Source organism: Achromobacter sp. K91 (assembly GCF_003576205.1).
GTDB classification, from domain to species: domain Bacteria; phylum Pseudomonadota; class Gammaproteobacteria; order Burkholderiales; family Burkholderiaceae_B; genus Achromobacter; species Achromobacter aegrifaciens.
This window is the reverse complement of sequence record NZ_QWFB01000022.1, coordinates 60,173-86,076: the sequence shown is the minus strand read 5'-3', so window position 1 is coordinate 86,076 and position 25,904 is coordinate 60,173. Positions and strand designations below refer to the sequence as shown.

At 65.7% G+C, this 25,904-nt stretch carries 20 protein-coding genes and 2 pseudogenes; 14 read left to right on the top strand and 8 right to left on the bottom strand.

Features of this window, described 5'->3' with window-relative positions; all coding sequences use genetic code 11:
• From DXK93_RS06190 to phnE (DXK93_RS06180), 3 genes and pseudogenes are all read left to right on the top strand, one after another.
• Positions 1–124, top strand: a pseudogene (locus DXK93_RS06190) (phosphonate ABC transporter ATP-binding protein); the annotation flags it as partial.
• The gene (phnE, locus tag DXK93_RS06185) at positions 121–1,005 is read left to right on the top strand and encodes a phosphonate ABC transporter, permease protein PhnE (RefSeq protein ID WP_054451934.1); all 885 of its coding nucleotides are present in this window, start codon (positions 121–123) and stop codon (positions 1,003–1,005) included. The pseudogene DXK93_RS06190 and the gene phnE (DXK93_RS06185), both read left to right, overlap by 4 nt.
• Positions 1,002–1,826, top strand: coding sequence for a phosphonate ABC transporter, permease protein PhnE (gene phnE, locus DXK93_RS06180; RefSeq protein ID WP_119449618.1), 825 nt, complete (start codon positions 1,002–1,004; stop codon positions 1,824–1,826). The genes phnE (DXK93_RS06185) and phnE (DXK93_RS06180) overlap by 4 nt, the downstream gene beginning before the upstream one ends.
• Positions 1,827–1,896: 70 nt before the next feature.
• Here phnE (DXK93_RS06180) and DXK93_RS32280 read toward each other — a convergent pair whose 3' ends face one another.
• Both DXK93_RS32280 and DXK93_RS32600 read right to left on the bottom strand, forming a co-directional pair.
• Entirely contained in the window at positions 1,897–7,719 is a 5,823-nt protein-coding gene (locus tag DXK93_RS32280; protein WP_233564514.1) for an autotransporter domain-containing protein, read from the bottom strand.
• Positions 7,720–7,848 (bottom strand): annotated as a pseudogene (locus DXK93_RS32600) (ESPR domain-containing protein); the annotation flags it as partial.
• Positions 7,849–8,179: 331 nt separating this feature from the next.
• Here DXK93_RS32600 and DXK93_RS06145 point away from each other — a divergent pair.
• Positions 8,180–9,838 (top strand): CYTH and CHAD domain-containing protein, encoded by a 1,659-nt coding sequence (locus DXK93_RS06145; protein ID WP_119449619.1) that lies wholly within the window; start codon positions 8,180–8,182, stop codon positions 9,836–9,838.
• A gap of 78 nt (positions 9,839–9,916) precedes the next feature.
• Here DXK93_RS06145 and ftsY read toward each other — a convergent pair whose 3' ends face one another.
• Positions 9,917–11,296 (bottom strand): signal recognition particle-docking protein FtsY, encoded by a 1,380-nt coding sequence (gene ftsY, locus DXK93_RS06140; protein ID WP_199728278.1) that lies wholly within the window; start codon positions 11,294–11,296, stop codon positions 9,917–9,919.
• Between ftsY and rsmD the strand changes: the two genes are divergently transcribed.
• The 4 genes from rsmD to DXK93_RS06120 all read left to right on the top strand — a co-directional run bounded on the left by rsmD (position 11,295) and on the right by DXK93_RS06120 (position 14,020).
• On the top strand, positions 11,295–11,861 hold the full coding sequence (rsmD, locus tag DXK93_RS06135) for a 16S rRNA (guanine(966)-N(2))-methyltransferase RsmD (RefSeq protein ID WP_054451938.1): 567 nt from the start codon (positions 11,295–11,297) through the stop codon (positions 11,859–11,861). The genes ftsY and rsmD overlap by 2 nt on opposite strands.
• Before the next feature lie 58 nt (positions 11,862–11,919).
• A complete protein-coding gene (gene coaD / locus DXK93_RS06130) occupies positions 11,920–12,423 on the top strand; it encodes a pantetheine-phosphate adenylyltransferase (protein WP_013396175.1) in 504 nt (167 codons plus the stop codon).
• A 125-nt stretch (positions 12,424–12,548) separates the two neighbouring features.
• Complete coding sequence (locus tag DXK93_RS06125) at positions 12,549–12,800, top strand: YfhL family 4Fe-4S dicluster ferredoxin (RefSeq protein WP_042795127.1); 252 nt, start codon at positions 12,549–12,551, stop codon at positions 12,798–12,800.
• Positions 12,797–14,020, top strand: a complete 1,224-nt coding sequence (locus tag DXK93_RS06120; RefSeq protein ID WP_175161370.1) for a benzoate/H(+) symporter BenE family transporter — start codon at positions 12,797–12,799, stop codon at positions 14,018–14,020. The genes DXK93_RS06125 and DXK93_RS06120 overlap by 4 nt, the downstream gene beginning before the upstream one ends.
• Before the next feature lie 22 nt (positions 14,021–14,042).
• On the opposite strand, the gene DXK93_RS06115 is transcribed toward DXK93_RS06120, so the two are convergent.
• Positions 14,043–14,429: an MOSC N-terminal beta barrel domain-containing protein gene (locus tag DXK93_RS06115; protein WP_119449620.1), complete on the bottom strand. Its 387-nt coding sequence runs from the start codon at positions 14,427–14,429 to the stop codon at positions 14,043–14,045.
• On the bottom strand, positions 14,426–16,945 hold the full coding sequence (locus DXK93_RS06110; protein ID WP_119449621.1) for an AsmA family protein: 2,520 nt from the start codon (positions 16,943–16,945) through the stop codon (positions 14,426–14,428). Before DXK93_RS06110 ends, DXK93_RS06115 begins: the two co-directional genes overlap by 4 nt.
• Positions 16,946–17,338: 393 nt before the next feature.
• On the opposite strand from DXK93_RS06110, the gene DXK93_RS06105 reads away from it, so the two are divergent.
• The 4 genes from DXK93_RS06105 (at position 17,339) to DXK93_RS06090 (ending at position 20,681) form a co-directional block, all read left to right on the top strand.
• Positions 17,339–18,937: an MDR family MFS transporter gene (locus DXK93_RS06105; RefSeq protein WP_119449622.1), complete on the top strand. Its 1,599-nt coding sequence runs from the start codon at positions 17,339–17,341 to the stop codon at positions 18,935–18,937.
• Positions 18,938–18,940: 3 nt separating this feature from the next.
• Entirely contained in the window at positions 18,941–19,384 is a 444-nt protein-coding gene (locus DXK93_RS06100; protein WP_119449623.1) for a MarR family winged helix-turn-helix transcriptional regulator, read from the top strand.
• 118 nt (positions 19,385–19,502) lie between these two features.
• The gene (locus tag DXK93_RS06095; protein ID WP_054451944.1) at positions 19,503–20,258 is read left to right on the top strand and encodes a sulfite exporter TauE/SafE family protein; all 756 of its coding nucleotides are present in this window, start codon (positions 19,503–19,505) and stop codon (positions 20,256–20,258) included.
• Positions 20,259–20,288: 30 nt separating this feature from the next.
• Entirely contained in the window at positions 20,289–20,681 is a 393-nt protein-coding gene (locus tag DXK93_RS06090) for a ligand-binding protein SH3 (protein ID WP_233564515.1), read from the top strand.
• A gap of 124 nt (positions 20,682–20,805) precedes the next feature.
• Here DXK93_RS06090 and DXK93_RS06085 read toward each other — a convergent pair whose 3' ends face one another.
• Together DXK93_RS06085 and DXK93_RS06075 are read right to left on the bottom strand one after the other, a co-directional pair.
• A complete protein-coding gene (locus tag DXK93_RS06085; protein WP_199728279.1) occupies positions 20,806–23,610 on the bottom strand; it encodes a glycoside hydrolase family 19 protein in 2,805 nt (934 codons plus the stop codon).
• A 311-nt stretch (positions 23,611–23,921) separates the two neighbouring features.
• A complete protein-coding gene (locus DXK93_RS06075) occupies positions 23,922–24,680 on the bottom strand; it encodes a hypothetical protein (protein ID WP_054451946.1) in 759 nt (252 codons plus the stop codon).
• A gap of 110 nt (positions 24,681–24,790) precedes the next feature.
• On the opposite strand from DXK93_RS06075, the gene DXK93_RS31805 reads away from it, so the two are divergent.
• Together DXK93_RS31805 and DXK93_RS06070 are read left to right on the top strand one after the other, a co-directional pair.
• Entirely contained in the window at positions 24,791–25,009 is a 219-nt protein-coding gene (locus DXK93_RS31805) for a hypothetical protein (RefSeq protein WP_147400223.1), read from the top strand.
• A 110-nt stretch (positions 25,010–25,119) separates the two neighbouring features.
• Positions 25,120–25,422, top strand: a complete 303-nt coding sequence (locus DXK93_RS06070) for a hypothetical protein (RefSeq protein ID WP_119449624.1) — start codon at positions 25,120–25,122, stop codon at positions 25,420–25,422.
• Positions 25,423–25,462: 40 nt separating this feature from the next.
• On the opposite strand, the gene DXK93_RS06065 is transcribed toward DXK93_RS06070, so the two are convergent.
• Positions 25,463–25,858 (bottom strand): Arm DNA-binding domain-containing protein, encoded by a 396-nt coding sequence (locus DXK93_RS06065; protein WP_233564516.1) that lies wholly within the window; start codon positions 25,856–25,858, stop codon positions 25,463–25,465.
• Positions 25,859–25,904 lie beyond the last annotated feature (46 nt).

Below are 25,904 nucleotides of genomic sequence, written 5' to 3'. Positions count from 1 at the left end.
CCCCCGCTACGCAACCCGCCTCGCCGGCATGTCCGGCGGCCACGTGGTCTATGACGGCGACGGCCAGGGGCTGGACGCCGCCATGCTCAAGACCATCTATGGAGGCGAGTCTTGGCTGGAATGATCCCACCCAAGGGCGCCCGCCCCTTCGCCATGTCCGGGCGCGCCAAGGCCGGCGTGCTGCTGCTGCTGGCCTACACGCTGTATGCCGGCGCGCAGCTGGACTTCAGCTGGGCGCGCTTCGAAACCGGCATGGGGCACGCGTCGACGTTTCTGGCGCGCATGTTTCCGCCCAACTTCGAAAAGCCCGCCACCTTGTGGAAGGGCATCGCGGAAAGCCTGGAGATCGCGGTGCTGGCCTCGGTGCTTGGCATCATCATCGCGCTGCCCATCGGTTTGCTGGGCGCGCGCAACATGATGCCCACCTGGGTATCGTGGCCCGCCCGCGCCATCGTGGCCCTGTGCCGCGCGCTGCATCCCGTCATCGTCGCCATCCTGTTCGTCAAGGCCGTGGGCTTTGGCGCGCTGGCCGGCATCCTGGCGCTGACGGTCGCCTCGGTCGGCTTCATCGGCAAGCTGTTCACCGAGGCCATCGAAGAGATTTCGTTAAAGCAGGTGGAAGCCGTGCGCGCCACGGGCGCCTCGTTCGCCAACGTCATCATCTTCGGCGTGCTGCCGCAGGTATTCGCCCGCTTCATCGGCTTTGCCACCTACCAGTTCGACTCCAACCTGCGCAACTCCACCATGGTGGGGATCGTGGGCGCGGGCGGCGTGGGCGGCACGCTGTTCTCGGCGTTCCAGCGCTTTGACTACGATTTCGTCAGCGCCATCCTGCTGACCCTGATCGCCATCATCATGCTGGGTGAAATCCTGGCCGGCTTCGTGCGCGCCGTGTTCCTGGACAACCTGGGATTCGAACGCATCCTGCAAGGCCGCTTCGCGGGAGCGCGCGGCATCGGCAGCGGCGCAACTCCGGTCAAGCGCCGTGCGGAGGTGGACGAATGAACGCCCACGCATCCACCTTCAATCCACCGGGTTCGCCGCGCGTCTGGCAACGCTACAGCATGGGCCAGCGCCTGCTGCGCTTCGCGCTCTACCTGCTGGTGGTCGCGGCCATCGTGCAGGCGATCCGCGGCGTCGAGATCATTCCGGAGTTCCTGTACGACGCGCCCGAGCAGATGGCCGATCTGTTCCAGCGCATGTGGCCGATAGACTGGGCCTACTACCCGGAAGGCGTGCACGGCGCGCTGATCGAAACGCTGCACATCGCCACGCTGGGCACCATCCTGTCCGTGGTGATGGCGGTGCCGGTGGGCCTGCTGGCGGCCAACAACCTCACGCCCAGCAAGACCGTCAACATGCTGGCCAGGCTGATCCTGGTGTCCAGCCGTTCGGTCAATTCGCTGGTGTGGGCGCTGCTGTTCATCGCCATCTTCGGGCCCGGCGCGCTGGCCGGCACGCTGGCCATTGCGTTCCGCTCCATCGGCTTCGTCGGCAAGCTGGTGGGCGAAGCCATCGAGGAAGCGCAGCGCGGCCCGATCGAGGCCGTCACCGCCACCGGCGCCAGCAAGGCATCCGTGATCTGGTACGCCTACTGGCCGCAGATCCGCCCCGCCTTCTGGTCCATCGTGCTGCTGCGCTGGGACATCAACGTGCGCGAATCGGCGGTACTTGGCCTGGTGGGCGCCGGCGGCATCGGCATGGCGCTGGACACGGCTCTGAACCTGTTCCAGTGGGACCGCGTGGCGTTGGTACTGGCTGCCATCTTCGCCGTGGTCGTGGTGGCCGAAATCATCATCACCCAGGTCCGCAAACGCATCCTCTGACGCGTCCGCGGATCCCTACAGCGTTCCTTTGCTCCGCCCGGAAACGGGCGGTTTTTTTTTCGCCCACATATCAGAACCGCACGCTCACCCCTGCCCTGACGCCGTGATCTTGCGCCCCGCTGGCGAGCTGTCCTTGGTAGGACAGATCGAACGACACCTTGCGCGACATCTGCACGTCCAGCCCCGCTTCCAGCACCGCGCTGTTCTTCGCGATGGGAACGCCGGCCACGGTAAAGGCATCGCCCGCCGCGAAAGCCTGGGTGGCGGCGGGCTTCAAGTCGCCGAAGGCGTAGCGCCAGCCCAGCGATCCGCGAGCCGTGGCTTGCGCGCCGCCCAGTTCGAAGCTGGACATGAGCCGCGAACCCAGTGTCGTGTACGTGGTCTCGGTGGTCTGGCTGTTTGCACGCAGGGCGGCTGCGCCGCCGCTCTCGCTGTAGCCGTCGGTCTTGAGGTTGACGTAGGCCAGGTTGGCGAACGGCTCCAGCGCAGCAACGCGCGTGTCGATGCGATAGCTGAGGTCGGCAAACGCCTGGACGGTGCGGCCGTCGTAGTTGGCCTTGAGGCTGTCGGAGTAGCCGGGCATGGATACCGAGCGCCGAGTCGCGATGTCGTGCCAGCTGTAGGCCAGCCCGCCGCGCAGGCCCACCGCGCCCCACTGGCCGCCGCCGTAGGCCCCGAGATGGTAGTTGTCGCTGTCGCCCGATGACGCGCGATCGCGCACGTCGAAATCCGTGCGGGTGTAGCCCGCCATCAGGCCCAGCCGCCAGGCATCGGACACCGGCGCATCCACGCCCAGCAGAAAGCCGCCGGTCGAACTCTTGACCTGGGCAGCATTGCCGTCGCCGTCGGTCTGGCGCCAGGAACCCAGGCCCTGTATCCAGCTGGCGGGCCCCGTCGCCGTTGCCGGAGCCAGGCGGGCGCCGCCCCCTGCGGACGCCAGCACCGGCGTCGCCGACGCGCCGACCGCGCCCGCGGCCGAGCGCAGGCGCTCGCTGGCGGCGTCGCGCACATAGCGGCTGTCTTCGAGCAGCACGGTCTTGGCCGACGCGTGGATTTCGCCGGATAGCTGGTCGAAGCTGGAACGCAGCAAGCCCTTGTCGTCCGGCAGCACGGCGAACGCGTCGTAAAGCCCATTGCCCGCCGCCATGCCGATGCTGTCGATGGCGCCCGCCGCCGCGCGCTGGTTGCGCGTGTCGGCGGCCGTGGCCATCGCGGTGCCGTTGCGCGCCAATTCCAACGACACTCGGCCCGCGCCGTAGTCGTAGCCGAGTTTCGGCGTCAGGAAGGCATAGTCGGACGTCACCGTATCGAACCGGCCGGACAAGGCGCCGTCGGCCGCCAGTATCGTGTAGACGGAACGTAGCCCGTAGTCGCCGCCGATACCGATATGCGCGACCGAGCCACCATTGATCGTGGCATTGCCCGTGACATGGATAAGGTCGGCATCGGCGCCCTGCGGATTGGTTTCCACGGCGTAGCGCGCGCCGCTCTCGATGACGAGATCGCCGTCGACGGTCAGCGTGCCAATGGAATTCCCTGGCGCCAGCGTGCCGCCGGCCGCCACGGTCACCACCGAGCCAGCGCCCGAGCCCACTGTGCCGCGGCCTCCGAGCACGCCGCCCTGGCCGATATTGAGCGCGCCGCCAAGTTTGCCGTTCAAGGCCAGCCGGCCGCCCTGAATCGTGGTGCTGCCGGTAAAGCCCGAGCTGTCGCCGCTCAGCGCCAGCGTCCCCGCGCCGCTCTTGACCAGCGCGCCGCCACCGGAGATGGCGCCGCCGAACGTTGCGTTCGCGCCTTGTTCGAACACCAAGGAGCCATTGTTGTCGACATTGCCCCGGATCGACCCGACATCGCCGATTAGCGTGCCTTCCCGGATGACGGTATTGCCGTAGGCGTTGCCCGCGTTGTCCAGTCGCAGCGTGCCGGCTCCGGTCTTGATCAGGTCGGCGTTGCCCAAGACTGTGCCGACCAGCCCCAGCGTTGCGCCGCCAGCCACCTCGAAGCGCCCGGCCTGGGTCAGCGTCATGGCACGCGCGGTATCGAAGGACGCCGATGCCGCCAGCGTGCCGCCGTTGAATGCCACGCCGCCAGACGTCGCGCCCAGGTTCGCATCGCTTGCAACCTGCAACTTGCCCCCGGCTATCGTGGTGCCGCCGCTATAGGTGTTGTTGCCGCTCAGGACCAACGTGCCGGCGCCGGCCTTGAGCAGCGATCGTCCGCTCCAGCCCGTCGCGGCGTTGGCCGCCTGGTCTGCCAGATCCGCGCCGACTACGAACCGGTTGGCGGCATCGCTCAGCGTGAACGTGCCATGCGCCAGATTGTTGCCCGCGGTCCAGCTCAGGTCGTAGCTGGCGAGGTATTGCAGGCCATCGGCCGACTTGCGCGTGTTGACCGTGAGGTAATCCACCGCGCCGCTGAAGCCGCCCACGCGCACCGACCCGAAGTCGCCGCGAATGCCGCCGCGGGTGTCGATCAGCACCTTGTCGAGCTGGCTGGCGCTGCCTATGCCGCTGAGGGTGAAGGCGACACCCTCGCCCAGCGTCAGCCCGCCCGCCTGCAAGGACGGGCCGCCCGCGCCGGCTGCGATATCCAGGGCTGTGCCATCCGCCAGATTGACATTGCGCGCCACCGCCAGCGACGCCGGCCCCTGCACCGACAAGGCGCTGCCCGCTGCGCCGACGTTCAAGTCCCCTGTCAGACTATTGGCTGCGCCGGCTACGCCGTCGCCATACTGCAGGACGCCGCCCGTGACTTCGGCCGAGCCGCCCAGCGAACCTTGCACCACGAGCCGGCCGCCGGACACCGTGGTCTTGCCGAAGTAGGAGGAACTGTTGCCAGCCAGGCTCAGCGTGCCCGCGCCGTTCTTTACGAGCGCGCCGTCGCCCGAGATGGCGCCGGCAAAGCGCGCATCGGCGGCCTGCTCGAACGCCAGCGTGCCAATGCTGCCGATGTCGACGTTGCCCGAGATCGAACCGGCATGGCCGACCAGCGTGCCAGCGCGCACCCAGGTATTGCCGTAGGCGTTGGCCCCGTTGTCCAGACGCAGCGTACCGGCGCCGGACATGAACAGATCGCCGCTGCCCGTGACGGCGCCGACCAGCCCCAGCGTCGTGCCGGCGGCCACGTCAAAACTGTTTGCCTGCGTCAGCGCGACCGCCCGCGCGGTATCGAAGCTGCCCATGGTCGCCAAGGCGCCGCCGTTCAAACTCAGGCCGCCGGACGCGGCGCCGAGATTCGCATCGCTCGACACCTGCAAGCGGCCGCCCGAAATCTGCGTGCCGCCGCCATAGCTGTTGTTGCCGCTCAAGACCAGCGTGCCGCCGCCGCTCTTGGCCAGCGCGCCTGCGCCCGACACCGAGCCGGCCAGGCCCAGCGTGGCGCCCGTGGTCACCTCGAATCGCCCCGACTGCGCCAGGGCGACCCCGCGCGCGATGTCGAAGGTGGTCGTCACCGCAAGCGTGCCGTCACCGAAGGCCAGGCCGCCAGCCGTCGCCCCCAGGTTGGCATCGCGGTCGATCTGCAGCGTGCCGCTGGCGATCATCGTCCCCCCGCCGTGGCTATTGCTGCCGCTCAACACCATCGTGCCCGCGCCGCTCTTGACCAGGGCTCCCGCGCCCGCCACCGCGCCGGTCAGGCCCAGCGTGGTGTCTGCCGCCACGTCGAAACGTCCGCTCTGCGCCAGCGTGACGGCGCGCGCGGTGTCGAAGCTGGCGGTGGTCGCCAGCGTACCGTCGCCAAACCGCAGTCCCCCGGCGGCAGCGCCCAGGTTGGCATCGCTATCGACCTGCAACGTGCCGCCCAGGATGGCCGTGCCGCCGCTGTACGTGTTGGCGCCTTGCAGCACCAGCGTGCCCGCGCCGGCCTTGGTCAAGCTCTTGCCGTCCCAACCGGCGGCGGCATTGGCGGCCTGGTCGGAAAGCGGCACCCCCAGCGTGAACCGGTTCGACGCATCGGCCAGCGTGAAAGTGCCATGGGCCAGGTTGTTGTTGGCGGTCCAGCTCAGGCCGTAGGTGGCGAGGTACTGCTTGTTGTCCGCGGACTTGCGTGTGTTGACGGTTAGATAGTCGACCTCTCCGGTAAAGCCGCCCACGTTGACGGCGCCGAAATCACCGTCGATGCCGCCTGTGGGCGCCTCGATCAACACGGTATCGAGCGCGTTCTTGTCGCCGATGCCGCTCAGCCTGAACACCACGCCATCGCCCAGCGTGACCTTGTTTGCCTGCAACAGCGGGCTGCCCGTGCCGGCCATCAAGTCCAGCACGGTGTCATCGGCCATTTCCATGTCGCCCGTGACCGCCAGCGTGGCGCCCCGATGCACCGCCAGCGTGCTGCCGGTGCCTGAGACATTCAGGTTGCCGCTCAGGGTGTTGGCCGCGCCCGTGGCGCCGTCTCCGTACTGCAAGACCCCGCCCGTGACGGCGGCCGAACCTCCCAACTGGCCCAGCACCACCAGCTTGCCGCCCGACACCGTGGTCCTGCCCTTGAATGCGCTATTCGCGCCCGTCAGCAAGGTGGTGCCGGCGATCTGGTTCAGACTATGTGAACCGGCGCCTGTGCTCAACAGCGGCGTCGAAAACGTGTAGGCGGACTCGGTATGGTTGAAGTTCACGGTGGCAATGCCGGCGCCGAACTGGATCGCGCTGGCGTTGAGCGTGCCGGCGCCCACGGCCGGCTGCCCCGCCGCCGCGCCGATATTGATCGTGCCGGTGGTGGGAAAGAAAAGAAACCGGTCCTGCGCCAGGGACACGGCCCCTCCGCCGCTCGCGCCAACGCTCACTGTGCCGCCTTGCGCGATCGTCAGGCTGCCCGCCCCCGTTCCCACGCCAAATCCCAGGGTCATCGCGCCGCTGTTGTCCCAGATGGAGCCGGCGCCGCGGACAACAACGTTGCCGCTACCGCTCATGCTGCCCACATAGCTGTCTTTGTTCGAGACGAAGCCCCCCGATTCGATGGTCAGTGTGCCCTGACCGGACACATCGCCCACCCTGAGCTCGCCGTTATTGATCCAGGTTGAACCGCGCCCCGACACCAGGAAGGCGCCATTGCCGTTCTGGATGCGCCCGACAACGCCATCGACGCTGGTCGCATATCCCCCCGCCAGGATCGACACGCTGCCCCTCCCGCCTTCCGAACCAACCAGCAGCACCGCGCGATTGCTCCAGAGCGACCCGACATCGGAAACCGTCACTTTCGCCGCGTCGTTCTGCCGGGCATCCACCGTCGCAAACTGGTTCGAGACCGTGCCGCTACTGAAGATGCTCAGCTCTCCGGGTCCGGCGCCGCCGACAAAAAGGTTGTCCGTCAGTGCCCAGGTCGAGCCGGGGCTGAACACGCTGACCCGGGCCGTGGCGCCGGGAGCTTGCCCGGCATCGATACGTCCTTCCGCGGTACCCAGAACGTTGAGGATCTGCAGGTTCCCGCCCGTGACGGTGGTGTTGCCGACGAAGCCTGAACTATTACCGGACAGCCGCGTGGAGCCGGCATAGTGATTGAGCTGGTGCGTGCCCGCCGCGCTGCTGACCAGCGCCGCGCCGAAGTCGTAGAGGTTGTTGGTGTTGAAATTCAGCGTGCCGGTACCCGCGCCGAACGCGAGTCGCTGCGTTACCAGGAAACCAGCGCCCGCGGGCGCGGCGCCGGGAGCCGCGCCGATGTTGATCGTGCCGTCCGCCGAGGCCGAGTCGGCCAGAGACACTGTGTTGCCGAGCGACATCAACAGCTCGCCGCCATCGGCGATAGTCACTGTTCCCACGCCGAATATACCCACGGAGAGCGGGACGAAGACCGTAATCTTCGGGCTTGACATGGATCCGACCGTGGTATCGCCCGTGAAGGAGACCAGCGGCCCCGCTTGCGTTTCGCTGGCCGTGCCCAGGGCAACCAGCAACATCGCCATCAACGGCAGGCTTCCGCGCGCGGATCGCCCCCTGCGGCAACCGCCCTTGCCCTGCCCGCGAGCATTTTCACTTACCACTTTCCACAAGCCTGCGCTGCGGTTGAAGACGATGCGATACGTATGATTCATTGGGCTCTTATGTAATCGGGGCCCGCACGAACAGTTGCCGGGCAGACGCGGGTAGAAGCCGGGGCCGCGAAGCGCGTTACCCGCCAATTACAATTAGAAAAGCGATTCGTAACATTGCATATCACTGAAACTTGGTAATTGAACGAAGCCGGCCAACGCTTCGGCATGCGGCTGCCAGCGTCTCCCCCTGGCTTGCGGGCAAGGCTGCTCACCCGGTTGTTGATGCGCCGCAAACACGTTTATGCTCCATGTGAAATAAATATGACCGGTCATCAAATCGCCCGCCCCGTTTGATTAAGATCTCGGCTTTTGCCGTTGGACGCCCGCCGCCATGTCGGAACAGGAATTGAAACTGCACGTGCCTGCGGCCTCGCGCCAGGCGGTGCTCCGAGAGGTCAAGCAGCGCGAGGCGACCCGCATCCGCCTGCACGCCATGTATTTCGATACGCCGGAACGCGAACTTGCGCGGGCGCGCATCGCCATCCGGCTGCGCCAGGAAGGCCGCGACTGGGTGCAGACGCTGAAGATGCCTGGCATCAATGCCATCACGCGCATCGAACTCAATCACCCGCGGCCGGGCCCGGTGCTGGACCTGTCGGTGTATGCCGGCACCGAGGTCGAAGCCGCGCTGGCAGCCATCAAGGGCGAACTGGGCCTGCGTTATGAAACCGATGTGCAGCGGCTCCTGCGCAAGGTCCGCACGCGCTACGGCACGGTGGAACTGGCCTATGACACCGGCATCCTGCGCGCCGGCGCGCTGGAGCTGCCCATCTCCGAACTGGAATTCGAACTGGTGTCGGGCCGCCCCGCCGCTATCTTCGCGGCGGCTCGCGGCTGGCAGCAGCGCCACAGCCTGGTGCTGGACCCGCGCAGCAAGTCCGAACGCGGCGATGCGCTGGCCCAGTTGGCTCAGCGCCTGGCAGATGCAGACGCCATTCCGGGCGATGACCTCGAAGCCCGCCGCGCCCAAGCCATCGCCCAGTTCTGGGCGCCGCGCGGCGCCGCATCGGTCAAGCTGCGCGAAGACATGACGGCGCCCCAGGCCATGGCGCGCATCGCGGCGGAATGCCTGGACCAGATCGCGCGCAACGCCTCGGTGCTGGCCGAGGTCGACACCGAGGGCGTCTACCGCGCCGGCAACTCCGAACACGTGCATCAGCTGCGCGTGGGCGTGCGCCGGCTGCGTTCGGCCTGGAAGCTGTTCGACGGCTGGATCGCGCCGATTCCAGACACTCTGCTGCAAGGCGTGCGCACGCACTTCGCCGCCTTCGGCGCCAACCGCGACCAGGACGTGCTGAACGAAACCGTGGCGCCCGCGCTGATGCGCGCAGGCATGCCGGTCATCCCTATGGAAGCCGCGCCCCCGGAACAGGACGCGCGCAGCATCGCCGGCGGCAAGGCCTTCCAGGCCTGGATGCTGGAGCTGCTGGAATGGAGCCTGGACGTGCCGCCGGCCCTGCCGTCCGCGGAAGGCCAGACGATAGCCAACGGCACCCCCAGCGACGCCGCGCCCGAGCCCGCCATCCGGCTGGAAGGCGGCGTGGCGGCGCCCAGCGTCAAACCCACCATCATTCCGATGCTGGCGCCCGAACCCGATCCGCAGCGCCTGCACAAGCAGCTTGCGCGGCGCCTGCACCGCTGGCATAGCAAGGTGGCTGACCAGGGCACGCAATTCGCGACGCTCGACATTCCCACGCGCCACGAACTGCGCAAGCGCGGCAAACGGCTGCGGTACAGCCTGGCATTCGCCGAATCGCTGCTGCCCGCGGGCAAACTGCGCGGCTATCGCAAGCTGCTGTCGCGCGTGCAGGACGTGCTGGGCGAAATCAACGACCTGGCAGTGGCCAAGGACTACTACGAGTCGTGTACCGCCACCCATCCGCAAGCCTGGTTCGCCCTGGGCTGGATCAGCGCGCGCCTGGAAGAACTGGCGGACGACGCGCAGCAAGCGTTCGACGATCTGGCCGCCAGCAAGCCATTCTGGAAGTGACGCGGGCTTGAATGCAAAAGGGACGGCATGCGCCGTCCCTTTGTTTTTTCCGGCGCAGGCGCGCCGGACCCACGGACCTCAATCCGCCAGCAAAGCCCCGGCGAACTCGTCGGCCACGAAGGGCTGCAGGTCTTCCAGGCTTTCGCCCACGCCGATCCAGTACACCGGGATCGGGCGCACGCCCTGGCTGCCCGCGGCCACGGCGGCCAGCGTGCCGCCCTTGGCGGTGCCGTCCAGCTTGGTCACGACCAGGCCCGTCAGATTGATGGCGGCATCGAAGGCGCGGATCTGCGCCAGGGCGTTCTGGCCGGTATTGCCGTCCACCACCAGCAGCACTTCGTGCGGCGCGGCGGCATCCGCCTTGCCGATGACGCGGCGGATCTTCTTCAGCTCTTCCATCAGGTGCAACTGCGTGGGCAGGCGGCCCGCGGTATCCACCATCACCACGCCCATGCCGCGCGCGCGGCCGGCGTTGACCGCATCGAACGCCACAGCCGCCGGATCGCCGCCGTCCTGCGAGATCACCGTCACGTTGTTGCGGCTGCCCCATTCGATGAGCTGCTCGCGCGCAGCGGCGCGGAACGTGTCGCCCGCGGCCAGCAGCACGCTGGCGCCCTGGCGCTGGAAGGTGTGGGCCAGCTTGCCGATGGAAGTGGTCTTGCCGGCGCCGTTGACGCCGGCGATCATGACGACCAGGGGTTGCGTGCGCTTCAGGTCGAAGGCGCGCTCCAGCGGGCGCAGGTGGTCGGCCAGCAGTTGGCGCAAGGCCGCCTTGACCTTGGCGGGGTCCTCGATGCGTTCCTTCTTGACCCGCGCGCGCAGCGCCGTCAGGAGCTTTTCCGTGGCCTCCAGGCCCGCATCGGCCATAATGAGCGCCGATTCGAGTTCCTCGAACAGGTTCTCGTCGACCTTCACGCCGATGAAGATCCCGCCGATGCTCTGGCCCGTACGCGACAGGCCTTGCTTCAAGCGGGACAGCCAGGAAGCCTTCTTGGGGGCTTCAGCGGCGGACTCGGGGGCTGGGGCTGGCGCCGCAGCCGGAGCCACCGGAGCCGCAACCGGCGCGGGAGCGGCGATCGGAGCTTGCGTTGCCACCACCGGCGCGGGCGCCGCGACAGGAGCGGGGGCCAATGCCGGGGCCGGCGCTGGCGCCGGAACAGGCGCTGGCGCCGATACCGTAGCGGGTGCCGGCGCAACCGGCGCGGGCGTCACGGCCGGCGCCTCATGCGGCGCAGCAACAGGCGCCACAACGGGCGGTGCCGCCGGTGCGGCGACGCCCGGGTCAATGCTCGGTTCGCGGCGCGGTTCGGCGGCCACAGGCGCCGGCGGCGCGGGAGTGACCGGGACGGCGGCGGGCTCGGCAGGCGCGGCTACGGCGTCTGCAGCCTCCGGCGGCGGCGCGGGTTGAACCGGCGCGGCGGGCGGAGGGGATTTTTTCTTGAAGAAGCGGCTAAACATGGGTAACAAGTATATTCGTATCGTCGGGGGCCAATACAGACGCACCCCCATTGCCGTGCCCGACGTGGAGACGCTGCGCCCCACGCCCGACCGCGTGCGCGAGACGCTGTTCAACTGGCTCAATCACCTGTGGGGCGGCGAGTTCGCCGACAAGCAGGTGCTGGATCTATTCGCCGGCAGCGGCGCCTTGGGCTTCGAGGCGGCCTCGCGCGGCGTGGCGCATGTACAGATGGTCGAGCGGGACAAGACCGCCGCGTCCGCGCTGCGGACACTGCGCGACAAGCTCAAAGCCGACATGATACGCATCCACGTGGGCGACGCCATGCAGGTCGCCGAGCGCATGGATGCGTCCCGATTTGACCTGATCCTGCTGGATCCGCCTTTCGGCCAGGGCTGGCTGCCGCGCCTGTGGCCGATTCTGCCGGGCATTCTGACCGAGCATGGGCTAGTCTACGTAGAGGCGGAAAGCCCCATCGAAGCCCCCGAAGGATTCACGATCTTGCGGCAGGACAAGGCAGGCGCGGTCCACTACCACCTGCTGGAATTTGCTGCATTGCGCAAATAGGTCAATAATCCGAGCTTCGGAGGATGGTGTAAACCACAAATAACGGTACGGAGCTCGTATGATCACCGCTGTATATCCCGGCACTTTCGACCCGCTGACCAGAGGCCACGAGGATCTGGTCCGCCGTGCCGCCACGCTTTTCGACAAAGTCGTGGTCGGGATCGCCATTAGCCGCAACAAGAAGCCCTTCTTCAGCATCGACGAGCGCGTGGAAATCGCGCGCGAAGTGCTGGGACACTATCCCAACGTGGAAGTGCAAAGCTTCGGCGGCCTGCTCAAGGACTTTGTGCGCGACCAGGGCGGGCGCGTGATCGTGCGCGGCCTGCGCGCCGTGTCCGACTTCGAGTACGAATTCCAGATGGCCGGCATGAACCGCCATCTGCTGCCCGATGTCGAAACGCTGTTCATGACGCCCTCGGACCAGTACCAATTCATCTCCGGCACCATCGTGCGCGAGATCGCGCAGTTGGGCGGCGACGTGAGCAAGTTCGTGTTCCCGTCCGTCGAGCGCTGGCTCCAGGAAAAAGCCAAGGAACGCCGCGAACAGTCCTGGCCGGGCTGAGCCCCGCCGCAGGTATTGCTCCACCCTCGAAGGGCGCGCAAAGCGCCCTTCTTGCGCTGCGCGGCCCGGGCGCGCGGCGGCGGTACAATGCGCTTAGCCCTACCCGCCCCATACCGCAGCCCGCCATGGCCCTGACCATCACCGAAGAATGCATCAATTGCGACGTTTGCGAGCCCCAGTGCCCGAACGAAGCAATCTCCATGGGCGAGGACTATTACGTCATCGACCCTGACCGGTGCACCGAATGCGTGGGCCATCACGACGAGCCGCAATGCAAGGTCGTGTGCCCCGTGGAGTGCATCGAGCTGCACCCGCAATGGAATGAAGGCCAGGAACAGCTCATGGCCAAATACCGTCGCCTGACCGGTGCCGCATGAGCGACGCCGCGCAGTCCAGCATCAACCTCCCTCCTTCCCGCCACCACGCCCGCCGCGACCTGTCCGCATCGGCCATCGCCGCCGGCCTCGTCGCCGTGCTGGTCAGCTTCGGCGGCACCGCCGTGCTGATGGTGCAGGCAGGCCATACCGCGGGCCTGGATTCGGCGCACATCGGCTCCTGGATCGGCTCGCTCAGCCTGGCGTTCGGCCTGGGCGGCGCCTTGTACAGCCTGCGCACGGGCCTGCCCATCGTCATGGCCTGGTCCACGCCTGGCGCGGCGCTGCTGGTCACCGCGCTGGCCGGCGTTCCCTTCAATGAGGCAATCGGCGCCTTCATCCTGGCCGCCGCGCTGACGTTGGCCTGCGGCCTGTTCGGCTGGATCGATCCCATCCTGCGCCGCATCCCCGGCGAAATCGCCGCGGCCATGCTGGCGGGCGTGCTGCTCAACTTCGGCATGGGCGTCTTCAGCAACATCAAGCAGCAGCCCGCGCTGGTGCTGGCGATGTGCGTCGCCTATCTGCTGTGCCGGCGCTGGGCGCCGCGCTACGCGGTGCTGGTCGTCATGCTGGTGGCCATCGCCATCGCCTTCGGCCTGAACCTGATCCAGCTGGACCTGCTGGACTGGCGCCTCACCGAATTCGTCTGGACCACGCCCGCCTTCAGCGCGCAGGCCGCGGTCAGCCTGGGCATTCCGCTTTTCGTGGTCGCGATGGCCTCGCAGAACCTTCCCGGCCTGGCCATCCTGCAAGCGGCGGGCTACCAGCCGCCCGCCTCGCGCCTGGTGGCGGCCACCGGCCTGCTGGGCCTGCTGGCCGCGCCCTTCGGCGCGCACAGCGTCACGATGGGCGCCATCAGCGCGGCCATCTGCACCGGTCCCGAAGCGCATCCGGACCCGTCCAAGCGCTACATCGCCGCGGCCACCTACGGCCTGGGCTACGTCGTGCTGAGCGTCGTAGCCGGCGCCGTGGCCGTGTTCTTCCAGGCCTTGCCCGCCGCCCTGCTGGCCGCGCTGGCCGGGCTGGCGCTGCTGGGCACCATCATGGGCGGCATGGCCGCGGCCATGGCCAACCCGCAACGCCGCGAAGCCGCGCTCATCACGCTGCTGGCCACGGCATCTGGCTTCAGTTTCTGGGGTATCGGATCAGCCTTCTGGGGCCTTCTGGCAGGCCTGCTGGCCCACGCGGCTTTCGAATTCAAGCGCTCTGGCGCTCAGGCTTGAACGGCCCTTGCGCCCGGCCCGCTCAGGCCGGCCAGGCGGCCACGGGCGTATCGGGATGCACCTTCATGATGCGGCAAGGCACCTGGACGAAGTTGGAAATCCAGGCCGCGGCCAGTTCCCCTTCGTCGATCACGTCCACCACCTGCTCGCCCACCTTCATGCTGTAGCGCACGCTGTCGTCGTCTTCGATGACGTCCAGCGGAATGTCCATGCGCAGCATGCCAGGCGCCTTCAGCACCAGGTAGCCCAGCCGCAGCTCGACCGAAACGTCGGCCAGCCGCGGACACAGGGCGCGGTTCAGCCACTGCCCGGAATCGTTGGCGACCAGCCATTGCCGGTGATAGCCCGCGGCCTCGGCCTGCGTGGTGACGCCGCACTCGGCCACGGGTTGGAAGTTCTCGGCGTTCATTTGCCCAGCAGTCCCTTTAAAGCCTTGTCGACGGCAGCGCCGCTCTTGCCCTTGCCCGTCACCGCTTCGCGCAGCTTGTTTTCCAGGCTGCGCTGGAGAATGCCGCCGATGGCGTCCTTCCAGAGCACGGTATAGGTCGGCTTGTCGAACGGTCCCTTGACGTGCACGGGGATGGTCACGTCCTTCAGGTCTAGCAGTTCCTTGCCTTCCGGATCGGCTGCCGGATTGACGACGCGGGCTCGCGCCACCAGGTCCAATTCGCTCTTGACGAAGTCAATGGTGGCCGGATCGCCCTGCGTCACGCGCAACAGGGGCGACACCACGTTCAGGCGCTTGACCGCGGCCACGCCCTTGGTGAAGGCCAGGTCGGCGTCCATCTCGGAGAATTCCGTCTGCTTGCTGGTGTCGGACGCGACGGTTTCATTCTGCGATTCCGGTTTGAAGGCAGCCTTCAGTTCGCGCAGCGTCTGCGTCAGGTTGATGCCCTTGACCGCGCCATCCCGCAGGCGCAATTGCATGGTGCCGCCCAGGCCGCTCTTCATGGCGTAGGCATTCGCGCCGGCTGTCTTCAGGTCCAGCGCAAGGCTGCCCGTACCGCTCAGCACGTTCTGGCGCGCCAGGTCCATCAGGAACGGTTCGATGGCGATACCGGCCAGCGACATCTTGGTGGCCAGCTGGTTACCCTGCGCGGCGTCCACCGACAAAGTGCCCGCCAGCTTGCCGCCGTACAGGCCGGCAGTCAGGCTGGAGATATCCAGCTTGCCCTTGTCCAGCTTGACCGCGGCGCCGACGTCGTCGGCCTTCAAACCGCGCACGACCAGCTTGCCAACCTTGATCGTGCCATTGACGCTGGGACCGATCAGCGCAGACAGGTCGATCGTGTCGTCGGCAGGTTTGGCAGGCGCCGCAGGGGCTGCAGGCTGCGCGGGCTTGCCGTCTTCCTTCTTGGCTTCGGCCGGCTGCTTGGGCGCCGGCTGCGCGGGCGTTGCCGCAACCGGCGGCACCAGCTTGTCCAGGTCCAGCGTATCCACCACCAGCGCGAAATTCACCTTGGGCGCATCGCTCAGCTTGGTAATGTCCGCGCTCAGATCGAACTTGCCGCCTTCCAGCACGGCGTTGATCTTGCTCGTGGCCTGATCCTTCAGCAGATCCGCGGTCACGCTGCCGATCACGGGGATCTGCAGGCTGCCCTTGGGCAGTCCGGGATCGGTGATGTTGACGTCGCCACGCAAACCGGACAGGCCGCCGCTGCGCTGCAACAGGTTCAAGGACAGCGGCGAGGCGAAGTTCAGCTTGACGATCCGTTCGCCATTCTTGGACGTGCTGTCCAGCTTGGCTTCCTTGATCTCCAGCTCACCGGCGTTGCCGCTGATGCCGTTCAAGCCGAAACTCGCGTCCAGGCCGCTGATGCGCACGCGGCCCGTCAGCGCCTCACCCGTGGCCGACGCCGGAGAGATATTGAGCGCGGGCGCGTCCACGGCGAATTCGAAGGGACCATCGGCCACGCCGCCCTTGGCGCGTATCGCCAGTTTCTCGATCTGCAGCTGGCTCTTATGCGGGTCGATCGCCAGCTTGGGAATGGCCACGCTGGCATCCACATTGGTCGCGCGCGCAGCGGGATCGGTGACGTCGCCCTGGAACACGACTTCCAGGCCGGCGATGTCCAACGCCGACTTCTGGCCGTTGAAGGCCAGATTGCCGCGCATGGCCAGGCTCTTGGCTTCGGCCCCCGGCAGCTTGCCGTCCATGCGCAGGTCCAGCTTCTGCGCGGCGTAGCGCTTGGCCGACGGATCCAGCGTAAGCAGGGCCTGGCCGGTCAAATTGGCGTCCACGCGCGGATCGCCACCCTCGACGCGTGCGGTCATGCGCACATCGAACGGTTGATTGAAGGTGACGCGGCCGGTGTTGGCGTTGATCTTGGTGACCGCCACCGCCATGCCCGTGATCTCGTCCTGCAGCTGCACCTGGCCGTCCTTCAGGTCCAGCCCGGCGATGTCGATCTGCATGTTGTTGCGCGGCTGCGGCAGGTTGCCGTTGGCGATGGCCTGCACCGCGCTCTGCGCCGCGCCCGCCAAGGCTTCAGCCGGATTGGCCGGCGCCGCCGTGATCGGCGCGGTGCCGCCCACGAGATTGCTGAAATTGAAATGGCCCTGCTTGTCCCGCACCACACGGGCCTTGAAACCGGTGATCGCGACGTGGTCCACCACAAAGCTGTTGGACAGCAGCGGCCACACCGCGACCGCCAGACGGGTGCTATCGATGGAGGCGAAGGTTTCGGAGCTGTCCGGCTCGGACAGCGACACGCCCTGCACCGACAGCCCGATGCGCGGGAAGAGCGACAACTCGATCTCGCCGTCTATCGTCAACGTGCGTTGGTAGCGTTGCTGGACAAGCTCTTCCAGCTTGTACTTGTACGCGTTGGGGTCGAATGTCAGCAAGAAGATGGCCAGGCCAACGACGGCCACGACAACCAACACAACCAGGCCTATCAAAATGCGCTTGAACCACGTTTTCATTGCTGCCCCGTCGGTACCTCGACTGGAAATCCTTGAATGCCGTCCGCTGCGCCGGGCGCGCGGAAGGTGCTTTAGCTGCGGAAAAACCGCCAGGCCCATGTAGCCACGGCCTTTCAGGGCGTGCCCGCTCTCTTGCCGAGCCTGGGGCTGCGGCGCCGAAAATGGAATCTGCCAAGGAAAGCCTGATGAAGACGCCAGCCGAGCCAGCGTACAGATAGCGCTATCGTAACAAATCGGGCCGACTTCGCGCGGATGGCCGGGCGCGGCCGCGCAAAATCAACACTATCGGTATCGATGCGGCGTCTCGAAATCCGGCCTCGGACCTGACAACTTTCTGTCTCGCGGATTGTAGGGCTAGAATGATTGATACATCAATCATTGATAGATCCAACAATGTCCGCCCCCGCTACAGGCGCCCCGCACTCGCCCGGCCAAGTGCTTCCGTTCCGCCAAACCCTGCTTGCCATGCTGGGCATGTGCTTCGTCATGATGATGGTCGCCATCGATCAGACCGTGGTCGGCACCGCGCTGCCGACCATTGTTGCCGAACTCAAAGGCTTCGAACTGTATGCATGGGTAGCGACGTCTTACCTGCTTACCTCCGTCATCACCGTGCCTATCTTCGGCCGCCTGGGCGACTACTACGGGCGCAAGCCGTTCGTAGTGGCAGCCATCGTATTGTTCACCCTGGCCTCGGCGCTATGCGGCGCAGCCGACAGCATGTTCACGCTGGTCCTGGCGCGGGCGCTGCAAGGCATAGGCGGCGGCATGCTGGTAGGCACGGCGTTCGCGTCCATCCCCGACCTGTTTCCCGATCCCCACGTGCGATTGCGGTGGCAAGTCATGCTCAGTTCCGCCTTCGGCATCGCCAACGCCATCGGCCCGACCTTGGGCGGCGCGCTGACCGAGCACTATGGCTGGCGCTCGGTGTTCTACGTCAACCTGCCCATTGGCCTCCTCGGACTCTGGTTCGTCGCCCGCTATCTGCCGCATCTGCGCAACCACACGACCGGCCGCGTGCGGCTGGACTGGCAGGGTGCGCTGCTCATCGCCGTGGCGCTGGGCAGCCTGCAACTGCTGGTCGAGCTGTTGCCCAAGGAAGGGCTTAGCGCATCCATCCTGCTGCTGGGCGCGGGCAGCGCAGTAGCCTTCGCCCTGCTGTTCTGGTGGGAACGGCGCTGCCCCCACCCGCTGCTGCCGCTGGACATGTTCCGCAACCGCGGCCTCGCCATGCTCTTCACGCTGGCCCTGCTGGTGGGCGTGACCATGTACTCGCTGCTGTTCTACGCGCCGCTGCTGCTGCAAGGCGGCTTCGGGCTGTCGCCCCAGGACGCCGGCCTGCTGATCACGCCAATGGTGGTTTTCATCACGGTGGGCAGCATCGTCAACGGCCGCATCATCACCCGCATCCGCAATCCCAACCGCATGCTGTATGCGGGCTTCATCCTGATGGCGCTCTCGTGCCTGGGCATTGTTACCACCCATAGCTATACGTCACATGCGCTCATCGCTGCATACATGCTGATGGCCGGGCTGGGCATGGGTTTCATCATGCCCAACCTGACGGTCTTCGCGCAGCAGACCGCCGGCCGCAGCCACCTGGGCATCGCCACGGCGCTGCTGCAATCCCTGCGCATGATCGGCGGCATGTTGGGCACGGCGATCGTCGGCACCATGATCAACCACAGCTATTTCAGCGGCGTCGAATCCACGCTGCGCGGCGCTTCCGCCCGCTGGCTGCCAGAGCTGAATGATCCCCAGATGCTCGTCAATCCCGAGGCCCAGACGCAGTTCCTGGCACAATTGGCGCACCAAGGCCAGGACGGAACCTCGCTGATCGAGATCGCGCGCGTCGCGCTCGTCGGCGCCATCCACGAAGGGCAACTCATAGCCCTGGCGGTCGCGGTGTTCGCGCTCTGGTGCGTGCGGCGCGTGCCGCCGGTCCAGTTGATCCGCCCTTCCACACCAGAGCCGGCCGGCGTCGGAGAATAGCTTTTGCCCAAACAACAACAAGGCTTGCAGGTCATCCAGCACATGGGACAGGCCTATCGCGGCATGCAGAGCGCGTTCAGCAGCACCGTCGGCCACGCCCTGCCCCGTTGGCGCATTTTGCTGGCGCTGCATGAGTGCGGCCAATGTTCGCAGAAGCATCTGGCCGAACGCTGCCGGCTCGATCCCGCGTCGCTCACACGGCAGCTGCAGGCCATGGAAAAAATGGGCTGGATCGCGCGCGCAGTGGATCCGCAGGACAACCGCCTGACCAACGCCAGTCTCACGCCGGCCGGCCAGGCCGTGGTGGATGAAGCCCTGCCCAAGCGGGCGGCCTTCTTCGAAGAATCGCTCAAGGGTCTTTCGGCCGGCGATATCGACACCCTGAATCGCGTGCTGAGCGTGCTGGAAGCGAATTTCCTGCGGGCGGCGGACAAGGCGCCAAGCTAGCACAGGCTCCGCCGCCATAAGAAGTACGGTATCGGCCCATAGCAAAACACGATTCGCGAGCCATAAGGATCATCCAGAATACAAACCGACTCCCCCACATAAGAACAAAGAGGCGGCAATGGATTCGGTGTATTTGGTGGTGACGCTGGGTGCGGTCATCGCGGGCTTCGTGCAGGGCCTGTCAGGCTTTGCCTTCGGCCTGGTGGCGATGTCGTTCTGGGCCTGGGTGCTGGACCCGCGCCTGGCCGCGACGCTCGCGGTCTTCGGCGCCCTGGTCGGGCAGATCCTCGCCGCCATCACCGTGCGCCGCGGCTTCGATCTGCGGCGATTGCTGCCCTTCGTGATCGGCGGCCTGTTCGGCATTCCGCTGGGCGTGGCGCTGCTGCCGCGCCTGGACATGGACTGGTTCAAGACCATACTCGGCATCCTGCTTGTGATCTGGTGTCCCGCCATGTTGTTGGCCAAGAACCTGCCGAAGATCGCCGCAGGCGGGCGCGCCGCCGATGCGGCCGTCGGCATGGCCGGCGGCGTGCTGGGCGGCATAGGCGGCTTCACAGGCACGCTGCCCACCTTGTGGTGCACCCTGCGCGGATTCGACAAGGACGCGCAACGCGCCATCATCCAGAACTTCAACCTGTCCATGCTGCTGGTGACCATGGGCACGTATCTGGCCAGCGGCATCGTCACGCGCGCCATGCTGCCCATGTTCGCCATTGTCGCCGCCGCCATGCTGGTGCCGGTGTTGCTGGGGGCCAGGTTTTATATCGGCATCAGCGAGGCGCGCTTCCGGCAGATCGTGCTGGGGCTGCTGACGGCTTCCGGAGTCGCGTTGCTGGCCTCGGCGGTGCCGCGGCTGCTGGAGCGCATGGCATAGTTCCGTCCGTGACCGCAATACGGACAAACAATGCCCATGAATCCCGACCGCCGCTACCTCGTCATCCAGGCCCACGCCAGCGAGTTCCCCGAACCCATGCTGGTGCGCAAGGGAGATCGCGTCACCGTCGGCGAACGGTACGATGGCCCCGAGGGCTGGCCCGACTGGTATCTGTGCACGCCAGCAGGCCAACAAGCCGGCTTCGTGCCGGCGCAATTCCTGGACCGCCACGCCGACGGCAGCGCCACCATGCTGGAGGATTTCACCAACAAGGAACTGGATGTCGCGCAAGGCGAGTTGCTGCGCGGCGAACGCGAATTGAATGGATGGGTGTGGGCGGTCAGGCTCGTGGATGGCGAGGCGGGCTGGGTGCCGCTTGAAAACTTGCGGGTATGCAACCAGGATGCTCAGGCACAGGGATGAGACCGCCGTCGCGAGCTGACAGAGATCCACTGGCCCGTGTCGAACATCCAAGTGGACCGCCACCGTAGATTCGATCGTCGAGAAGTGATATCGGCTTCGCTCACATATCAGCTGGCCCCTCTGGCTAGAGTGCCTTCGTACGGAGATCAATGAGTTTACGCTGGTCGCGCATGGAGGATTCGGAACGATTGAAGGTGGGCGCCACCGCCGCCATCGGCTGCTCGCCATCCTCGATGCGTTTTGTCTTTGCCCTCGCCGCAGCCGCCGCCTTTGAAGTTGCCTTCTTGGTACTTGCCTGCGCAATGCGGCGGAAAGTGGCCATTATCGTGCGTTTGTCGTCGTCGAAGTCGCCATGATGGGTGGCGCCCGAGGCGGAAAGAGAGTCATCCGGCTCGGTGTTAGGCGCCAGCACCAGATCCACGCCCAATCGCTGCATCAGCCTCCGGTCAATGAAGCGCTCCATGCCCAGGATGGGGCAGCCATCGCGAAACAGTGGAATGCGCGCCGGGTCTTCGAAGGCGTTGGAAACCAGGTAAAGCAGCGACTTATTGTAGATGTGGCCGCAGTTGTCATCTCGCTCGGCCTTGTCCGTGAGGGCGAAGATAGCCATCTTTTCGATCCCTTTTTTCTCCAGCGCGGACTCGTAATGTTTTTTGAATAGCTCTACCTGGCAGGCGGGCGCCCACAGGGTGCAACTCTTTACGGGGATTTTCCGCTCGCCCAGCAGGCTGACCAACGGCGCCAGCAGGATGGAGCCGGCGCTGTGACCGACCATGTGCACCTCCAGCCCGGGCAGGCGTTTACACAAAGCCACCAGCAGGTCGGCGACTTGTTCGGCCGCCCCCCCCTTGCCGCTGGCAGCCAGGGCGTTCTGCTTCATCTCGCTCCAAGCGGATTTTCCGGTGAGCGTGCGCGCCAGCGGCTCCAGCGCATCGTCCAGGCGGTCCAGCATGAAGTCCTTGGCGGCGTCCAGCCCCCCCTCGGGCTTTCGGCGATTGACGGCATCGCGCAGGATGTTGGTGATGGTGGTCCAATAGTCCGAACGCCAGATAAAGGCCAATGGATAAACCTCGCCATCCAATAGCAACGGACGGTACTCGGCCAGCCGCTGCACTGCGGCCTGCTCACCCACCAAACCGCCGTGGGCATAAAGCAGTATCCGCGGCACCGCCCAATCACCGGTGACGCGGGGGATATCCTCGTCGAAAACACGCTGGAGTTCCTCAGTCGTGCTGCCGTAATCGCCACCGGCTTTGAGCGCGCCATTGTTGCCCACGCTGATGATGTGTGGCCGTAGGTCGGCGTAGGAATAGCTGACGGACTGGGCTGCCGTGGTGGCATGCACCGTCGCGGTAGATTCCGCCCGCCGCAGCGTGACTGGCGCGCCCAGGCGGGCCACCCAGACGTCGGTGCCGTTCTCCAGCCAGTCGTCGTAGCTCAGCAGACCGAAGCCGCTACGGCCCCAGTCGCCCCCCCAGGAATTCTGAATCCAGAAACCACGCTCGTCGTAGGCGACGATGGCAAAGGCATGTCCGCCCAGGATGGCGGACGACTGCTGGATCACCCCGTCCGCACCCACATGTGACCATCCGTCATGGACGGTGCAGGTTGCGTACAAGACGCCCACTTCGGCGATGGCCGAATGCATGGCCACCAGATCCTTGTGGTTAACGCGGAAGTAAGCCCCCAGCGGACGACGCAGCGCGTCGACCACGCGCTCGTCGTTCAGGCCGCCCTCGGCAGTAGAGCCCTTGGAGGCAGTCTTGAGTGCTTTCTTACCCACTTTAACGACGCCGCTGGGGTAGAGCGATTCGGAGCAGACGCCATGCTTGTGCCATCCTTTCATGGCTCCACGCGCGCTGGAACCGGAATAGTCTTCGCCCGGCCATTCGTCATAGCGGCGAGCCAATTCATACATCATGCGTGGACTTACCGGCGTTGCATCGGGTACCACGCGCCGGCGCAGCAGCAGGTAATGCGCCACGGTGGCCAGGCCATAGCCGGTACATGCCCCTTCGGCCCCCTGATCGAGGATAGGCACGTTGCATTCAAGATAATCACCCAGCGATACGTGCAAGGGCACTTCGATCAGCGTGGGGGTATACATCTGATCGCGGAAATCCAGGGTATCCGGCCGAGCATCGAGCCGCCGCGCAGGAACAGCGCCTGCTCCCCTCTTTTCGGTCGCGGCGTTCGCCTGACCGCGGCGGCGTTTGCCGCTTGCTTTCTGATCGGTCGGCTCCGAGGAAGCGGCCTCCGCGATCAACTCCCAGCCCCGTGTCAACGCCTCCGCTGCCATCGCGGGCGCCGCGCGCTGCGCGCCCGCCTTCCCGCCGCGCCGGGTGGCGTGCACCGGACCGGCAGCCACGTCGGGCAGGCTGCCACGCAGGACGTCAAGCGCCAGGGCATAGAGGCGCCGCCGGTCATCGGCACCATTCTGGCCTCCGTTGATGCGGCGCGTGATCTCGTCAAACAGGCCTGCATCGGCCAGCGCATTGAGCCCATTGCGTTCCCAGAACAGCCCCGCAATCCGGAAACCCACCACAGGGTCGGCCGCTAGTTCAGGCTGACCAACCAGATCCTGCCCCAGCAGTTCCCCGTAGCGCGCATAGTTCGCACGACCGGTGATCTGGATCGGTCCACGGCCCTTGAAGCGACGACCGTCGCCCGGCTGCGTGTTGCCAAGTTTGCGGGCCAGATCGCTGGGAGGCTCGTAGCGCTTCTGCGCTGCCGTCGGCCCCCAAAGTTCCTCCAGGAACTGCAATTCCCCCGACTCATGGCCCAACTGCGCCACAAAGGCGGCCGCCCGCCGCAGATTAACGTCGATCTGGTGAGCCGCCATGGCATTGTTGAGAGGCTCCAGGCATTGCGCACGGCGAAGCCGGGATGCATGGCGCATGATCTGCGCGAGTTGGGCATCAGTCAGCATGTTCGTCTCTTCCTCAGCCAGCATCGGTGGTCAGTAGATCTTCGCGTCCGATGCTAGCCATGCGCTTGCACGCTGCATATCCCTTCTATTGGGTATGGCGCACAGGCGGAGCTTGTCATAGGTAATTGGGCCCTTCCTTGACCATGGAGCAGGAAAGCCACCTGGCCGGAGCGTGGTTCTGCCATGGGATGACCGTCAAATGGCGGACACAGGGTTCGGTCCTGCAACGGGTGAAGGCGGAGCGCACCGCCCATCACCAGCGTTGCCGGCTACCGTCCAATCGTCGGATTTTGCTTGGAAGCTCGAATCGGCTACTGCCGCGCAGCAGCCTTGAGCGTTTCCTCTACTCTGGCCAGTTCCGCTTGCGTCTGAGGGCCGGCATTGCGCGCGCGGACAAGCGGCAGAACCTGTCCAGCCAAAGAGCGCGCATCTTGCGTCCAGGCACGGGGGTCCGTGCGAGAAAGAAAATAAAGCACATTGATCAAGCCGCTCGGAGAAAGCTTGTCGATCTGGTCGCTATTCAGCAACTTCAAAGCCTCGACAATGGCGTCCGCTGAATCGTTGAAGTCTCTCTGCAGCCTGCCCGTGGCGCGGCGGCGTTCGTCTACGCCAGGCGCATTCATCTGAGAAACAAGGCGGACAATTTCCGCATTTTCAATCTTGGCGATGGTCGCGACACTTTGCGCAGCGGCTTTGCGGACCTCCTCGTTGGGTGACTGCTGCAGCCCTGCGAGCAAGCCGTCCGCCTCTTCTTTGGAAAGTGCAAGCCGCACCATGGCAAGTGCAGCATTGCGCTTGGCCCCGTCTTGAACGCTCAGCTCGGGAACGAGACTGTAGACCCACTTGTAGCGCTCCACGCGTTCCTTGGACTCTTCAACGCTAGTGCTGCGTCGCCGAAGCTCGGCATCCAGCGCCGCAGTCTGAATCCTCAAATCCGCCTCGCGCTGGTCAATCTGTTGCTTGGTCTGCGCATTCCAGATCGTCAGTACGATGGTTACAAGCGTCCCCAAAACACCCACGCCCGCAACGATGCGGTCGAGCCATGATCGGGGAGTGCCTTGGGTATCCATCTCAGCGACCTCACAGGGTGGGTCCGTACGTGTTCGTTGGATTCCATGCATGCTACGGCGGGCATCGCCAGGTGTCTAGTCGCGGAACCACACCCTTTTCCGCGGAGACCGTGGTCAGCCTCAAGCGCTGGGCGATGACGGTGTTGAGTTCGCCGTTGGCACTGTCCAGAATCATGCGGTCCCTATTTTTCAAGGCGGCAGGCGGCGAGCGGCCGCATGCCAACGGCCGTAACTGGCCGGCGAAGTTCGGCGAGGCGCATCAAAGTTGCGTACTCGATGACATGCTCATATCCGGCTCGGCGGCACTGAACGACCAAGCTCCTCGCTGAAACCAAAAAGCCGCGCATTTGCGCGGCTTTTCAGGTACTTCCACAATTTCACCGAATTTCACGAAAGACCATGAAATCGCATTGAGTACAGCTACTGGAGGCAAAGCACCTTGGAGTGGCTGCAAACCGAATTCGGTGAGCACCTCCGGTCCGTGGCCGAGCACACCGATGAGGTGCACGCGCACCTCCACTTCTGTGTCGTCAATCCTGACGGTGGCAACGTCAAGCACTTGCACCCCGGCTTCCGCGCGGCAAAGGACGCTCAAACACCCAAGGAACAGCGCCTTGCCTACAACACGGCAATGCGCGCCTTTCAGGACCGATTCTGGGAGCACGTTGCCGGACCCCGTCTGGACTCGCTCGTTTGGGGCCGGGCCGCCAGCGCAGGCCGCGTTGCTTCAGCAGGCGCGTGAGATCAAGCGTGGGACGGGCGAACGAGACCGCCAACTGCGTTCATTTGCCGAGCAAGACCACGCGCTCCAGCATGTCGAGTCTCCGCTTCTTGGTCACTTCCTCCCACTCTTTCAGGGCCAGCCACTCCTTGGCGATGGTCTCGAATGTGTTCGCTGAGTCCTGCTCGCGCTTGATGCGTTCGATCTGGCGATTCTGGACGGGATTGATGCCCTCCCTGACCAGCTTCCGCGCCGCCTCGCACTTCGCTCTGGCCTCGCCGAGCGTCACGCTGGGGTAGTCGCCAAGCGCGAGCCAAGAGGCCTTGTCATTGAGCTTGAAGCGATAGCGCCAAGCCTTGATGCCGTTGAGTTTGATTTCTAGGTACAGCCCCTTGTAGTCATTGAGGCGGTAGATGCCTTCTCTAGGCTTGGAGGCTCGACACTGGGCGTCTGTCACGCATCGTGAAGGTCTCCTGTTCGTCCTCAGGGCTTCATCGCATACA